The 13,488-nt window shown below is 69.9% G+C and carries 14 protein-coding genes; 8 read left to right on the top strand and 6 right to left on the bottom strand.

The window, feature by feature from the left end:
• The first annotated feature begins 44 nt into the window (after positions 1-44).
• The 8 genes from ssuE (at position 45) to FS845_RS10375 (ending at position 7,244) form a co-directional block, all read left to right on the top strand.
• Positions 45-635, top strand: coding sequence for an NADPH-dependent FMN reductase (ssuE, locus tag FS845_RS10340; protein ID WP_144633953.1), 591 nt, complete (start codon positions 45-47; stop codon positions 633-635).
• 56 nt (positions 636-691) lie between these two features.
• Positions 692-1,864: an FMNH2-dependent alkanesulfonate monooxygenase gene (gene ssuD / locus FS845_RS10345; RefSeq protein WP_144633957.1), complete on the top strand. Its 1,173-nt coding sequence runs from the start codon at positions 692-694 to the stop codon at positions 1,862-1,864.
• Positions 1,861-3,036: an acyl-CoA dehydrogenase family protein gene (locus tag FS845_RS10350; RefSeq protein WP_144633960.1), complete on the top strand. Its 1,176-nt coding sequence runs from the start codon at positions 1,861-1,863 to the stop codon at positions 3,034-3,036. Before ssuD ends, FS845_RS10350 begins: the two co-directional genes overlap by 4 nt.
• A 24-nt stretch (positions 3,037-3,060) precedes the next feature.
• Entirely contained in the window at positions 3,061-3,879 is an 819-nt protein-coding gene (locus tag FS845_RS10355) for a methionine ABC transporter ATP-binding protein (RefSeq protein ID WP_144633963.1), read from the top strand.
• The gene (locus FS845_RS10360) at positions 3,879-4,544 is read left to right on the top strand and encodes a methionine ABC transporter permease (RefSeq protein WP_144633966.1); all 666 of its coding nucleotides are present in this window, start codon (positions 3,879-3,881) and stop codon (positions 4,542-4,544) included. The genes FS845_RS10355 and FS845_RS10360 overlap by 1 nt, the downstream gene beginning before the upstream one ends.
• A 39-nt stretch (positions 4,545-4,583) precedes the next feature.
• Positions 4,584-5,414 (top strand): MetQ/NlpA family ABC transporter substrate-binding protein, encoded by an 831-nt coding sequence (locus tag FS845_RS10365; RefSeq protein WP_144633969.1) that lies wholly within the window; start codon positions 4,584-4,586, stop codon positions 5,412-5,414.
• 80 nt (positions 5,415-5,494) lie between these two features.
• Positions 5,495-5,710 (top strand): molybdopterin-binding protein, encoded by a 216-nt coding sequence (locus FS845_RS10370; RefSeq protein ID WP_144633972.1) that lies wholly within the window; start codon positions 5,495-5,497, stop codon positions 5,708-5,710.
• Positions 5,711-5,945: 235 nt separating this feature from the next.
• A complete protein-coding gene (locus FS845_RS10375) occupies positions 5,946-7,244 on the top strand; it encodes an acyl-CoA thioesterase/bile acid-CoA:amino acid N-acyltransferase family protein (protein WP_144633975.1) in 1,299 nt (432 codons plus the stop codon).
• Between the two features lie 102 nt (positions 7,245-7,346).
• Here FS845_RS10375 and FS845_RS10380 read toward each other — a convergent pair whose 3' ends face one another.
• The 6 genes from FS845_RS10380 to FS845_RS10405 form a co-directional block, all read right to left on the bottom strand.
• On the bottom strand, positions 7,347-8,132 hold the full coding sequence (locus FS845_RS10380) for an ABC transporter permease (protein ID WP_144633978.1): 786 nt from the start codon (positions 8,130-8,132) through the stop codon (positions 7,347-7,349).
• A gap of 139 nt (positions 8,133-8,271) precedes the next feature.
• Complete coding sequence (locus FS845_RS10385; protein WP_144633981.1) at positions 8,272-9,048, bottom strand: ABC transporter ATP-binding protein; 777 nt, start codon at positions 9,046-9,048, stop codon at positions 8,272-8,274.
• The gene (locus tag FS845_RS10390) at positions 9,045-10,157 is read right to left on the bottom strand and encodes an ABC transporter substrate-binding protein (RefSeq protein WP_144633984.1); all 1,113 of its coding nucleotides are present in this window, start codon (positions 10,155-10,157) and stop codon (positions 9,045-9,047) included. The genes FS845_RS10385 and FS845_RS10390 overlap by 4 nt, the downstream gene beginning before the upstream one ends.
• Positions 10,158-10,320: 163 nt before the next feature.
• On the bottom strand, positions 10,321-11,862 hold the full coding sequence (locus FS845_RS10395; RefSeq protein ID WP_144633987.1) for a class I adenylate-forming enzyme family protein: 1,542 nt from the start codon (positions 11,860-11,862) through the stop codon (positions 10,321-10,323).
• A 31-nt stretch (positions 11,863-11,893) separates the two neighbouring features.
• Positions 11,894-12,319, bottom strand: coding sequence for a PaaI family thioesterase (locus FS845_RS10400; RefSeq protein ID WP_144633990.1), 426 nt, complete (start codon positions 12,317-12,319; stop codon positions 11,894-11,896).
• Positions 12,320-12,471: 152 nt separating this feature from the next.
• The gene (locus tag FS845_RS10405; RefSeq protein WP_222129982.1) at positions 12,472-13,476 is read right to left on the bottom strand and encodes a zinc-binding dehydrogenase; all 1,005 of its coding nucleotides are present in this window, start codon (positions 13,474-13,476) and stop codon (positions 12,472-12,474) included.
• Positions 13,477-13,488 lie beyond the last annotated feature (12 nt).

The raw sequence follows: 13,488 nt of genomic DNA on the forward strand, positions 1-13,488 counted from the left end.
GGCGTCGCGCGCCGTCCATCCCCATTCATAAGTTGTCTTCCGACATGAGCATTCTTACCCTGGCGGGCAGTCCGTCGAACCGTTCCCGTTCCTCCGCCTTGCTGCGCCACGCCGCCGACCGCCTGGCCCAGCGTGGCCAGGTGATCCGCGAGGCGGGCCTGCGCGACATTCCCGCCGAAGACCTGATCGAGGGCCGGTACACCAGCCATGCCGCCGCGGACCTGCGCCGCCGCGTCGAGGCGGCCGACGTGCTGCTGGTCTCCACGCCGGTCTACAAGGCCTCGTTCGCGGGCGGCCTGAAGGCCGTGCTGGATCTGCTGGACGAGCGCTCGCTGGCCGACAAGATCGTGCTGCCCATCGCCACCGGCGGCAGCCCCGCGCACCTGCTGGCGCTGGAATACAGCCTGAAGCCCGTGCTGTCCGCGCTGGGCGCGCGGCACATCCTGGCCGGCGTGTACGCCACCGACAAGCAGGTGCATTTCTCCGAGGACGGACAGACCGTGATCGACGACGAGGTGCGGCAGCGGCTGGACGACGCGGTGGACCGCGTGGTGCGGCACCTGGCGCCGGCCGCGCCCGCGCACCAGGCCGTCGACCTGGGGCGCCTGGTCGCCAATGGGCAACTGGGCATCTAGCCATCAGGGCCGCCCGCATCGCCCCGGCGGCCCGCCACGAGAAGAGAACACACAGCATGGACATCTTCTGGTTCATTCCCACGCACGGCGACTCGCGCTACCTGGGCACGAGCGCCGGCGCGCGCGCGGGCAGCCATGACTATTTCCGGCAGATCGCGGTGGCGGCGGACACGCTGGGCTACGACGGCGTGCTGCTGCCCACGGGCCGCTCGTGCGAGGACGCCTGGGTGGTGGCGTCCAGCCTGATCGGCGCCACGCGCACCCTGAAGTTCCTGGTGGCGGTGCGCCCGGGCGTCAGTTCGCCGCAGATGGCCGCGCGCATGGCCGCCACGTTCGACCGGCTGTCGGAAGGCCGGTTGCTGGTCAACGTGGTCACGGGCGGCGATCCCGGCGAACTGGAGGGCGACGGTGTATTCGTCGACCATGACCAGCGCTACGCCATCACGCGCGACTACCTGAAGATCTGGCGCGGCACGCTGGAAGCCAGCCATCATGCGGGCGACTACAGCCTGCAGGGCGAACAGCTGACGGCCAAGGGGTCGAAGGTGCTGTATCCGCCCGTGCAGAAGCCGTATCCGCCGCTGTACTTCGGCGGCTCATCGGAAGCAGCGCACGCGCTGGCGGCCGAGCAACTCGACGTCTACCTGACCTGGGGCGAGCCGCCCGAGGCGGTGCGCGCCAAGATCGAGGACGTGCGCGAGCGGGCCGAACGGCTCGGCCGCAAAGTCCGCTTCGGTATCCGCCTGCACGTGATCGTGCGCGAGACCGAGGCGCAGGCCTGGGCTGCCGCCGACGAGCTGATCAGCCACCTGGACGAGGACACGGTGCGCGCCGCGCAATCGGCCTTCGGCCGCATGGACTCGGAAGGCCAGCGCCGCATGGCCGCGCTGCACGGCGGCAAGCTTGAGGATGGCAAGGGCGGACGCTCGCACCTGGAAGTCTCGCCCAACCTGTGGGCCGGCGTGGGCCTGGTGCGCGGCGGCGCGGGTACGGCCCTGGTGGGCGACCCGGATACCGTGGCGGCGCGCATCCAGGAGTATGCCGACCTGGGCATCGAGACTTTCATTTTCTCGGGCTATCCGCACCTGGAAGAGTCGTACCGCTTCGCCGAGCTGGTGTTCCCGCTGCTGCCGGGCAAGGCGCGCGCGGTGGCCGGCGGCGGTGTGCTGACGGGTCCGTTCGGCGAGGTGATGGCCACCGAGCTGGTGCCGCAGGCGGCCGCCCGATGACGTCCGACCGCCACGATGCCGCGCGGGCTCGCGTCGACACGCTCGCCGCACAACTGGCCGAGACGGCCGTCGCGCGCGACCAGGCGGGCGGCCATGCGCGGGCCGAGCGCGAAATGATCCGCGCCAGCGGCCTGCTGGCGCTGTCCGTACCCCAGGCGTTCGGCGGGGAGGGCGCGTCGTGGTCGTCCATCCTGTCCGCGGTGCGCCGGCTGGCGCAGGCCGACAGCGCGTTGGCCCATCTGTTCGGCTTCCACCATCTGCAGGTGGCCGGGGTGCTGCTGTACGGCGGGCCCGAGCAGCACGAATACTTCCTGCCCCGAACCGTGCGGCAGCGCCTGTTCTGGGGCAATGCGCTGAACCCGCTGGACAGGCGGGTGGCGGCGGTGGAAGACGGCAAGGGCTACCGGCTGGACGGCGAAAAGAGCTTCAGTTCCGGCTCCGTGGGCGCCGACATGCTGACCCTGTCGGCCTGGCATGCTTCCACCGGCACCGCGCTGATCGGCGCGCTGCCCACCGACACCGCGGGCATCGCCGTGCAGGCCGACTGGGATGCCTTCGGCCAGCGCCAGACCGACAGCGGCACGGTGCGTTTCGACCACGTGCGGCTGGATCCCATCCACGTGTTCCAGGCGCCGGGCGCCACGCCGGCGCCGCGGGCCACCTTGCGCTCGCAGGTGGCCCAGCTGATCGTGACCAATCTGTACCTCGGCATCGCGCAGGGCGCGCTGGCCGAGGCCCGGCGCTTCGTCCTGGAGGACGCGCGGCCATGGTTCGCCTCGGGCGTGGCACGCCAGGCCGACGACCCCTACGTGCAGGAACGCTTCGGCGAATTCCGCCTGGCCGTGCGCGCGGCCGAGGCGCTGGCGGACATCGCGGGCGCGCGGCTGGACGCGGCGCTGGCGCGCGGCGACGAGGTCACGGCCATCGAGCGTGGCGAGGTCGCGGTGGCCGGCGCGGACGCCAAGGTCTGGGCGCACCGCGCGGCGCTGAAGGTGGGCACAGAGCTGTTCGAGACCACGGGCGCGCGCTCGACCTCGGCGCGCTATGGCTACGACCGCTACTGGCGCAACGCGCGCGTGCATACGCTGCACGACCCGGTGGCCTACAAGATCCGCGACCTGGGCCGCTATGCCCTGGACGGCGTGCCGCCGGAACCCTCGCCCTATTCCTGACCATGCCCGTGACCGGAGTCTTCCATGAGTGAGCACGGCCTGTCCCTGGCCCCGCCGGTGGCCGCCCTCGCGCCGCGCGAGCTGATCCGCCTGGAAGGCGTCAGCAAGCGCTACGCCGGGCGCGGCGGCAGCTTCGACGCGGTGCGCGACGTGTCGCTGTCGATCCGCGCGGCCGACACCTTCGGCATCATCGGCAAGAGCGGCGCGGGAAAGTCCACGCTGCTGCGCCTGATCAACCTGCTGGAGCGGCCCGACGCGGGCCGCGTGCAGGTCGCCGGCACCGAACTGACCACGCTGCGCAAGCGCGACCTGCGGCGGGCGCGCCAGTCCATCGGCATGATCTTCCAGCAATTCAACCTGCTGCAGAACCTGACGGTGTTCGACAACGTGGCCTTCCCGCTGCGGGTGCACGGCCTGCGCGACCGCGCGCAGATCGAGGCGCGCGTGACACGCTGCCTGGAGATCGTGGGGCTGACCGACAAGCGCGACAGCCATCCCGCGCACCTGTCGGGCGGGCAGAAGCAGCGCGTGGCGATCGCGCGGGCGCTGGTCAGCGAGCCCGCGGTGCTGCTGTGCGACGAGCCGACCTCGGCGCTGGACCCGCAGACCACGCGCTCGGTGCTTGGCGTGCTGCGCGACGTCAACCAGCGCCTGGGCGTCACCATCGTGATCGTGACGCACGAGCTGGCCGTGGTGCGCGCGCTGTGCCGCCACGTGGCGGTGATGGAAGGGGGCAGGGTGGTCGAGCAGGCCGAGATCTCGCGCGCGGGGGTCACGCTGCATACCGCGCTGGGCCGCGAGCTGATCCGCGAGGCCGCGCATCCCTACGAAGAGGTGGCCTGATGTTCGACACCTTCGTGCAATTGCTGCCGGAGCTGGCCGTGGCCGCCGGTCAGACCTTCCTGATGCTGGGCATCGCGCTGGCCGCATCCATCCTCATCGGCGGGCCGCTGGGCGTGCTGCTGTTCCTGACCGGGCCGGGCCAGTCGCTGGCGCATCCCGCCGTGAACCGCGGCGTGGGCTGGGTCGTGAACGTGGTGCGGTCCTTCCCGTTCATCATTCTGCTGGTGGCGCTGGTGCCGTTCACGCGCGCCATCGCCGGCACGTCCATCGGGCCCACCGCGGCCGCCGTGCCGCTGTCGTTCGCCGCCATCCCGTACTTCGCGCGGTTGGTGGAGCAGTGCCTGCGCGAGGTGCCGCGCGGCGTGATCGAGGCCGCGCACGCGGCCGGCGCGTCCGAATGGCAGATCGTGTGGCGCGTGCTGGTGGTCGAGGCGCGCTCGGGGCTGGTGCTGGCCCTGACGGTGCTGTCGGTCAGTTTTCTTTCCTATTCCGCGGTGGCGGGCGTGGTGGGCGGCGGCGGCATCGGCGACCTGGCCATCCGCTACGGCTACTACCGCTTCCAGACCGATGTGATGGTCATCACCGTGGCGCTGCTGGTGGTGCTGGTGCAGATCATCCAGTTCGTCGGAACCACGGTGGCGCGCCGCATCGACAAGCGCGGATGACCCTTGCCGCCCGCGAGGCGGCGCCCTACGGAGATTGGCATGCAATTCGTATTGAAGACCCTGCTTGCGGCCGGCGTGCTGGCCATGATGGCGGCGACGCCCGCGCACGCGGCCGATCCCGCCAAGCGCGAGATCGTGTTCGGCGCCACCGCCGGCCCCTACAGCGACCAGATCAAGCTGGGCATCAAGCCCATCCTGGAGAAGCAGGGCTATACGGTGAAGATCGTCGAGTTCAACGACTACGTCCAGCCCAACTTCGCGCTGGCGCAGGGCTCGCTGGACGCCAACGCGTTCCAGCACGAGGTCTACCTGAAGAACTTCAGCAGCAAGAACAAGCTGTCGCTGTCCGAACTGGTGAAGGTGCCGACCGCGCCCATCGCCATCTACAGCAAGAAGTTCAAGAGCGTCGATGCCGCGCCCGAGGGCGTCACGGTGGCGCTGCCCAACGATCCGACCAACCAGGCGCGCGCGCTGGTGGTGCTGCAGCAGTTGAAGTGGATCACGCTGCGCGACGGCTACGACCCCATCACGGTGTCGGAGAAGGACGTGGCGCGGAACCCGAAGAAGATCAAGCTGGTGCCGCTGGAGGCCGCGCAGCTGCCGCGCTCGCTGGACGATACCGATTTCTCGTTCATCAACGGCAACTTCGCGCTGGCCTCGGGCCTGAAACTGACCTCGGCGCTGGCGCTGGAGGACACCACGCCCACCTACCAGAACCTGGTGGCGGTGCGTACCGCCGACCTGGACAAGCCTTTCGCGCGCGACATCGCGGCGGCGTACCGCTCGCCCGAATTCCTTGCGGTGACCGAGCAGTCCTTCGCCGGCTTCGTCAAGACCGAGGACCAGCGCAGGCTGGCCGCGGCGAAGTAATCCCTGATGACCTCCCGCAGCCGCGCAAGCGCGGACGGGCTCCGTTTCTCGATTCATCCCACGTTTGCCAGGAGCACACCATGACCACCCCCACCATCAACGCCCGCAACCAGTTCCGCGGCAAGATCCGTGAAATCGTCCACGGTCCCGTGCTGTCCGAGCTGGACATCGACACGCCCGCGGGCACGGTGACCTCGGTCATCACCACCCGTTCCGTCAAGGAGCTGGACCTGCAGGTCGGCACCGAGGTGCTGGCCTTCGTCAAGGCCACGGAAGTGGCTGTGGCCAAGCTCTGATCCTGCCGCGCGCGCGGCGTGGGCGGCTCAAGTGGGCCGCCCAGATGAAGCGGCACGGCGCGCGTCCAACCGCAGTATCCTGTCGATGGCTTATGAGTTCATAGCCAGAAAGTCGGATACTCCGCCCGTGACGGCGCGGGCGCTGCGGGACAATGATGCGGCGCGTGCGCGCACGGTCCTTGCGGCCGGTGCGCGCCGCCGCCTGTCTCATCGTTTCCCAGGACCCCGGATCATCATGCCCGCCATCGATATTTCTCCCGCCGTCGCGCTGTCCGACGTCACCCGCCGCATCACACTGTCCGGCTTCCCCGCCGGCGCCGAGGTGTTGGTCAGCGCCACATCGCGCCAGGCCGATGGCCGCCTCTGGCAGAGCCGCGCGTCGTTCCGCGCCGACGGGCAGGGCGCGGTGGACCTGTCGGCGGCGCAGCCCTTGTCCGGCAGCTACGAGGGCGTGGATCCCAACGGACTGCTGTGGTCGCAGGCGCCGGCGGATGCGGACGCGGCGGGCCTGCCCGTGGCCATCGGCCCTGGCCAGCCGGTGCCCGTGCGCATCGACGCGCAGGCAGGCGAGGCCCGCGCCCAGGCCACGCTGACCCAGGTCTACGCCGCGGACGGCGTCGTGCGCCGCGAACTGCGCGAGCAGGGCCTGGTCGGCTCTCTTTACACCCCCGCCACGCCGGGCCCGCATCCCGCCATCGTGGTGATGAACGGCTCCGGCGGCGGCATCAACGAGGCGCGCGCGGCGCTGTTCGCCTCGCACGGCTACGCCGCGCTGGCGCTGGGCTATTTCGGCGCGCCGGGCCTGCCCTCGCACATCTCGCAGACCCCGCTGGAATACTTCGAGAAGGGCCTGCAATGGCTGCGCGACACCGTGAAGCCCGCGCACGGCTTCATCGCGGTGTCGGGCCAGTCGCGCGGCGGCGAACTGTCGCTGCTGCTGGGCGCGACCTATCCGGAACTGGTGTCGGCGGTGATCGGATACGTGCCCAGCTCGGTGGTGCATGGCGTACTGAACGCCGGCCGCCCGGGCGAGGGCCGCTTCGCACCCACCTGGATCCTGCGCGGAGAGCCGGTGCCGCACGTGTGGCAGGACAACGCCGCGCAGGACTGGTCGGCGGTGGACAGCCTGGCCGAGCCGCGCCGCCAGGCGCAGGCCTTCGTGAATGCCCAGCGCGACACGGCCGCCGTGGCGCGCGCCCGCATCGCGGTGGAACGCATCGCCGGACCGGTGCTGCTGATCTCGGGCGGCGACGACGGCTACTGGCCGTCCAGCGCGTACTCGCGCGAGGTCGCCGACTCCCTGCGCGCGGCGGGACACGCGTATCCGGTCGAGCACCTGGACTACCCCGGCGCCGGCCATGCCATCCAGGCGCCCAACGTGCCGACCACCGAGATCGCCAAGCCGCATGCGGTGTCGGGCATCGTGCTGACGGGCGGCGGCACCGCGCAGGCCAATGCGCAGGCCAACGCCGAATCGTGGCAGGGCGTGCTGCGCTTCCTGAAGGACGCCGTGGCGGCCCGCGCCGCGCGCTGATTTTCCTGCGTCGAAAACGAAAGAGCCGCCGGACACATCGTCCGGCGGCTCTTTCTTTTGCTGCTGTGGCGGCCCGCCCGGCAGGCCGCGTGTGCGCCCGGATCAGGTCTGCGCGGTGCGCGCCCGCTCGGCGCGCTCGGCTTCCCAGAACACGACCTTGCGGTGCACCAGGCGCACGGTTTCCGTGCCGATGATGCCGATGACGGCCAGCAGCACCACCGCGGCGAACATCGTGCTGACGTTCATGTTGACCGCCGACGAGCCGATCAGGTAGCCCAGCCCGGCCTCGGACGACACCAGTTCGCCCACCACCGTGCCGATCAGCGCCAGCGAGATGCCGATCTGCAGGCCCGCGAAGATGTCGCCCGCCGCCGCCGGCAGCTTCACGTGGCGGAACAGGTACCAGCGGCTGGCCGAGAAGGCCTTGCACGCATCGATCAGGTCCGGGTCCACGCGGCGGATGCCGACGATGGTGTTGACGAACAGCGGGAAGAAACAGATCAGCACGACCAGCACGACCTTCGAGGCGATGCCGAAGCCGAACCACACCAGGATCAGCGGGGCCAGCGCCACCTTGGGCGTGGCCTGCACCGCCACCAGCACGGGATAGACGAACTTCTCGAAGGTGCGCGACTCGGCCAGCAGGGCGCCGAACACCAGCGCCAGGACGCTGCCGATCAGGTAGCCCAGGAGGGTGGCGTACACCGTGTAGCCGATGTGCCGCCAGATGGTGCCGTCGGCGAAGCCCGCCACCAGCGCGTGGAACACGGCGCGCGGGCCGGGCAGCACGTAGTCGGGCATGTCGAACGCGATCACGCCGTAGTGCCAGACGACCAGGATCACAGCCAGGGTGATGAGGGGGTAAACCAGTTGCGTTAGACGATGCATGGTGTGGGTACCTTTGCTGCCAGGCGGCACCCATGACGCAAGAAACGGGTGCCACTTGATCGGGGGGCGCGGCGGATCCGGCCTTGCGGTCCGCCTGCGTTGCGCCTGGGGGGAGGCGCGCGGCGCCTTGGGGCGATATTCAGACGAAGTGTTGACGCAGGTGTTGGCAGGCCTGCGCGAACTCGGGCGTGGCCATGGTATCGAGGCCGCGCGGACGCGGCAGGTCGATGCGGAAGTCCTCGACGATGCGCCCCGGGCGCGCTGACATGACCAGCACGCGGTCGGACAGGAACACGGCCTCGGGAATGCTGTGCGTGATGAACATCACCGACTTCTGGTCGCGCATCCACACGCGCTGCAGTTCCAGCATCAAGTGCTCGCGCGTCAGGGCGTCCAGCGCCGAGAAGGGCTCGTCCATCAGCAGCAGTCGCGGGTCGCGCAACAGCATGCGGGCCAGGCCCACGCGCTGCTGCATGCCGCCCGACAGCTCGTTCGGGTAGTTGTCGGCGAAGGCTTCCAGGCCCATCAGCTGCAGCAGCTCGCGGGCGCGCACGCGGGCCCGGTCCAGGTCCTGCCCCAGGGTCTCGGCCGGCACGATCACGTTGGCCAGCACGGTCTTCCAGGGCAGCAGCGTGGGTTTCTGGAAGGCGATGCCGATGTCGGGACGCGGCCCGCGCACCGCCTCGCCCGCGATCTCCATCGCGCCGGAGGTCGGGGCGAGCAGGCCCGCCGCGATCTTCAGCAGCGTGGACTTGCCGCAGCCCGACGGGCCCAGCAGCGTGACGAACTCGCCCGCGCCGATGCGCAGGTCCACGTCGCGCAGCGCCTCGATGGCGCCGCGCCGCGTGCGATAGACCAGCGACAGGCGCTGTGCGTCGAGCATGGCGTCGTTGGCCACGGGTGCGGACTGCGTCATTTGGCCGCCTGGGCCTTGGCGCGCACGGCGTCGGCGTCGAACTTCGAGAATTCGGGCACCAGCGAGTTGTCGAAGATGCGCTCCACCGGGATCTGGTCGGTGTTGAACTCGCCGGCTTCATGCATGGATTTCACGAAGCTCTTGATGACGCCCAGGTCGAACTGGCCGACCGTGCGCGCCTGGCCTTCGGGCGTGCGCAGCACCTTGGACATGCGCAGCTTGGCCAGCGAGGCGGCCTGCTCCAGGTTCTTCGCGGCATCGCCGTCCTTGGGCCTGGATTCAGGCTGCATGCGCCAGAAGGCTTCCACGCACAGGTTGGGATTGGCGTCGCACGCCACCAGGGCCTTGGTGTAGGCGCGGCCGAAGCGGGCCAGCAGCTGCGGATCGTTCTTGACGGTGTCCTGGTGCGCGATGAAACCGTTGCTGTTCATGCGGCGGAACGTGTCGGGGTAGGGCAGGCGGCGGATCTTCGTGCCGGTCTGCTCCAGCATGGCGTGCCAGATGCTGTTGTAGTTCAACGCATCGACGCGGCCCTGGCGCAGCGCCAGGAAGCCCGAGCCCAGCACGCCGACGGCGACGATGTCGACGTCCTTGCCGGCGGTCAGGCCCTGGTTGCGCAGCAGCGCGCGCGTGCTGGGTATGGTGCCCCAGGTGAGCGCGCCCACGCCGATCTTCTTGCCCTTCAGGTCGGCGATGCTCTTGATGTCGCTGTCTTCCAGCACGGCCAGCTCGATCTCGTTGGCGGGCGTGGCGTTGTAGAAGTAGGTGACGGGCAGCGGCGTCTTGCCGGTCTCGTACGAGCCCAGCACCGGCTCGGGCAGCGGGAAGCCGACGGTGATCTTCTTGGAGGCCACCTGCGGCAGCAGCGCGCCCGCGCCCTGGAACACGATGGTCTTGACCGAGATGTTCTCCTCGGCGAAGAAGCCCAGCTCGTTGCCCAGCGCGTACACGCCGCCGCTGTCGGCGGTCAGCGGGATGGCCAGGCCGACCGTGACCTCGTCGGCGGCCTGCGCGGCCGTGCCGGCGCCCGCCAGCAGCAGCGATGCGGCCAGCGCGGCGGCCAGGGTGGCCCCGTTGGCGCGACGGCGGGAAAACAGATGATGGATCATGATTGCCTCGATTCGGTAGTGCGTGCGATGTCTTGCGTGGAATGAACCGGCCGCCCGCGCGGCCGACCCGCGATGATGCCCGTGCGGCATCGGCCAGCCAAAGAACGGTTGCTTGTATGGACAGGTGCGTTCGGCATATGCGGCGCGTCCGGCCTTGTCGTGCTCAGGCGGCGCGGCCGGGCGACGCATCGCCGGGCGACGCTTCGCCGCGCTCGGCCACCCGGGCCTGCGCCTCGTCCTGTAGGCGCTTGCGGTCCAGCTTGTTGGTCGATGCCAGCGGCAGTGCGTCCACGATCCACACCCGGCGCGGATGCTGGTAGGCGGCGGCGTTGGCCAGGGTGTACCGGCGGATCTCGTCCTCGCTCAGCTGCGCGCCCGCGCGCGGCACCACGAAGGCCACCGGCTTGGTGCCCTTGATGTCGTCGGGCACCGGCACCACGCAGGCCTGCTGCACGCCCGGATGCGTCTCGATGATCTTCTCGACCTCGCCCGGATAGATGTTCTCGCCGCCGCTGACGAACATGTCGTCGCGCCGGCCCACGAAATAATGGAAGCCTTGCTCGTCGCGGCGGAACACGTCGCCGGTGACGTAATGGCCGTCCTCGGTGAAGGGCGGCTTCAGGTCGGGCCGCTGGTGATAGCCCAGCATCAGGCCGGGGCTCTTCATCTCCAGCATGCCCTGGCCGGGGCCGTCTTCCGCGCCGCGCGACAGCCGCACCGACACCTGCGGGTGCGGATAGCCGATCGACATGGGCGGGGTGGGCAGACCCTGCGGGTGCGGGCCGAACACCACGGGTCCGCCCTCGGTCGTGCCGTACGCGTTGATCACGCGGGCATTGGGCAGCATGGCGTGGATCTGCGCCAGCAGGCTGGCGCTGACGGGCGCCGAGCCCATGCGGATCACCTTGACGGACGACAGGTCGGTCTGCGCCAGCAGGTCGCGCTCGCGCAGCATCATGGCGATCATGGGCGGCACGGCGGTCAGCCAGGTGCAGCGATAGCGCCCGATGCAACGGATGTAGGCCTGCGCCGTGAACTGCGGCAGCAGTACCGTGGTGGCATGGCTGGCGATGGACAGGAAGGCCAGCGCCAGCGCGTTCATGTGATAGAGCGGCGCCGCGATCAGCGCGCGCTCGTCGTCCAGGGGCGTGGCCACGCGGCGCGTGTCCACGGTCCACAGATGGCTTTCGTGGGACAGCAGCACGCCCTTGGGCTTGCCGGTGGATCCCGACGTGTACAGCATCAGCGCCACTTCCTGCGGCGCCGGTGCGTGGATGGGCTCGCGGCCGGGCGCGAGGAATCGCAGGAAACCGTCGCCATCCAGCGGCACGGTGGCCAGCCCGGCCGGCACACTGGCCAGCCGCGCGTCGTCGTGCAGCACCAGGCGAGCGCCGCTGTCGGCCAGCACGTAGGCGATGGTGGCGGCCGGAAACTTGAAGTTGACCGGCACGGCCACCAGCCCGGCCCGCATGATGCCCATCACGGCGGCCACGTAGCGCACCGAGTTGGCGGCCAGCAGCGCGATGCGCGCGCCGCGCGGATGCCCGCCCAGCCGCAGGGCCTGCGCCACGCCCTCGGCCAGCTCGTCCAGCTCGGCGTAGGTGCAGGGAGTCTCGTTCAGGTCGGCGTCCACGCCGATCAACGCGACCCGCTGGGGGTCGGCCGAACGGTCGATCAGGTCGCCGAGGTTGCGGGCGCGGGTCATGGTGCTGCCTTGTGCGGTTGCGGGCTCGGGATCAGGCCTTGGGCGTGGCGGTGGAGTAGGCGCCGCGGCCGCTGGCCAGCAGCTTGCCGTCGGCGTCGTACACCTGGGCTTCGGCCACCGAGATCTGCGAGCCGAACTTCACGACCTTGCCCTTGGCGGTCAGATCGCCGGGCATGGCGGCGCGGTGGTAGTCCACGCGCAGGTCGATGGTGGGCACGCCGCGGCCGGTGTAGGACACCAGGGCCCAGTCGGCCGTCAGGTCGACCAGCGCGGCCAGGATGCCGCCGTGCGTGTAGCGCTTGTCGGGGTTCACGACCCACTCTTCGCGCCACTTGGCGCGCAGCTCGATCTCGCCTTCGGACACGGACACCACTTCGATGCCCAGCCACTGGTGATAAGGGCCGCGGGTCAGGCGGGCCTGGATGTCTTCCTTGGTGGGGACGGTGTTTTCGCTCATTGAGTTCTCTTCGATCAGGTAATAAGAACCGGCCAGATGGCATCCGCGCTGCATTGGGCCGGTGCGACGCGATCCGGGCCGCGGCGGATCCGGCTACGCCGGTCCGCCTGTGCGGCGCCCCCTGGGGGGAAGCGCGCAGCGCTTCGGGGGGGTCAAGGATTCACGATGACTTTGCCCAGCACTTCGCGATCGCGAATGAGCGCGAGGCCCGCGGCGGCGCCTTCCAGCGGCACGGCGCGGTCGATCAGCGGCTTTACGGTGCCTTCGGCGATCATGTCCAGCAGCGCCTTCAGGTTGTCGTCGTAGAAGCTGTTGGAGCCGCGGATATTCAGCTCGAAGCTCCACACGTAGCGCAGGTCTTCCTTGGGATCGTGGCCGGCCGTGGCGCCGCACACCAGCAGCGTGCCGCCGCGCTTGAGGCACTTCAGCGAGGGCACCCAGGTATCGCCGCCGGTGAAGTTGATGACCACGTCCACGCCGCCCTCGTAGTTGCGGCGCTGCGGCTTGCCGTATTGGCCGATGGCCCACTTCGAGAAGTCGGTCTCGCGGTAGTTGATGACGTGGTCGGCGCCCAGTTCCTTCAGGGCCTGCGCCTTGGCGTCGCTGCCCCCGCAGGCGATGACTTCGGCGCCCAGCAGCTTGGCCAGGATGACGCAGGCGGTGCCCACCCCGCCGCTGGCGCCCAGGATCAGCACGCGGTCGCCCTTCTTCACGGTGTTGTGCGTGATCAGCATGCGGTGCGCCGTGCCATAGGCCACGGGCAGGGCGGCGGCGTCGTCGAAGCCGACCTTCTCGGGCAACGCGATCAGCTGGCCGGCCGACACCAGGCAGTACTCGGCCATGCCGCCGTCCAGCATCTCGCCCATCAGGCCCTTGGCCTTGTTCAGCGGATTCACCAGCACGCGGTCCCCGGCCTTCCAGCCGTCGACACCGGCGCCCACTTCGACGATCTCGCCGGCCATGTCCAGGCCGATGACCACCGGCAGCGGCACCTTGATGCCGGGCATGCCCTGCACCGTGAACACGTCGTGGTAGTTGAACGAGGAGGCGCGCACGCGGATCACCACGTGGCCTTCGGTGACCGCGGGCACGGGCTTGTCGGTGACGACGCGCAGTTGGTCCAGATCGCCGTGCTGGTCCAGGACCAGCGCTTTCATCGTCTTGCTCAT

Origin of the sequence: Bordetella genomosp. 13, assembly GCF_007679965.1 — a bacterium.
In the GTDB taxonomy this organism is placed as follows: Bacteria; Pseudomonadota; Gammaproteobacteria; order Burkholderiales; family Burkholderiaceae_B; genus Bordetella.

Bases quoted from the DNA above. Each gene is read 5' to 3' on its own strand.
- FS845_RS10355 (WP_144633963.1), top strand. From the start codon at position 3,061: ATGAGTGAGCACGGCCTGTCCCTGGCCCCGCCGGTGGCCGCCCTCGCG.
- FS845_RS10390 (WP_144633984.1), bottom strand. From the start codon at position 10,157: ATGATCCATCATCTGTTTTCCCGCCGTCGCGCCAACGGGGCCACCCTG.
- FS845_RS10405 (WP_222129982.1), bottom strand. From the start codon at position 13,476: ATGAAAGCGCTGGTCCTGGACCAGCACGGCGATCTGGACCAACTGCGC.
- ssuE (WP_144633953.1), top strand. From the start codon at position 45: ATGAGCATTCTTACCCTGGCGGGCAGTCCGTCGAACCGTTCCCGTTCC.
- FS845_RS10400 (WP_144633990.1), bottom strand. From the start codon at position 12,319: ATGAGCGAAAACACCGTCCCCACCAAGGAAGACATCCAGGCCCGCCTG.
- ssuD (WP_144633957.1), top strand. From the start codon at position 692: ATGGACATCTTCTGGTTCATTCCCACGCACGGCGACTCGCGCTACCTG.
- FS845_RS10370 (WP_144633972.1), top strand. From the start codon at position 5,495: ATGACCACCCCCACCATCAACGCCCGCAACCAGTTCCGCGGCAAGATC.
- FS845_RS10385 (WP_144633981.1), bottom strand. From the start codon at position 9,048: ATGACGCAGTCCGCACCCGTGGCCAACGACGCCATGCTCGACGCACAG.
- FS845_RS10375 (WP_144633975.1), top strand. From the start codon at position 5,946: ATGCCCGCCATCGATATTTCTCCCGCCGTCGCGCTGTCCGACGTCACC.
- FS845_RS10365 (WP_144633969.1), top strand. From the start codon at position 4,584: ATGCAATTCGTATTGAAGACCCTGCTTGCGGCCGGCGTGCTGGCCATG.
- FS845_RS10395 (WP_144633987.1), bottom strand. From the start codon at position 11,862: ATGACCCGCGCCCGCAACCTCGGCGACCTGATCGACCGTTCGGCCGAC.
- FS845_RS10380 (WP_144633978.1), bottom strand. From the start codon at position 8,132: ATGCATCGTCTAACGCAACTGGTTTACCCCCTCATCACCCTGGCTGTG.
- FS845_RS10350 (WP_144633960.1), top strand. From the start codon at position 1,861: ATGACGTCCGACCGCCACGATGCCGCGCGGGCTCGCGTCGACACGCTC.
- FS845_RS10360 (WP_144633966.1), top strand. From the start codon at position 3,879: ATGTTCGACACCTTCGTGCAATTGCTGCCGGAGCTGGCCGTGGCCGCC.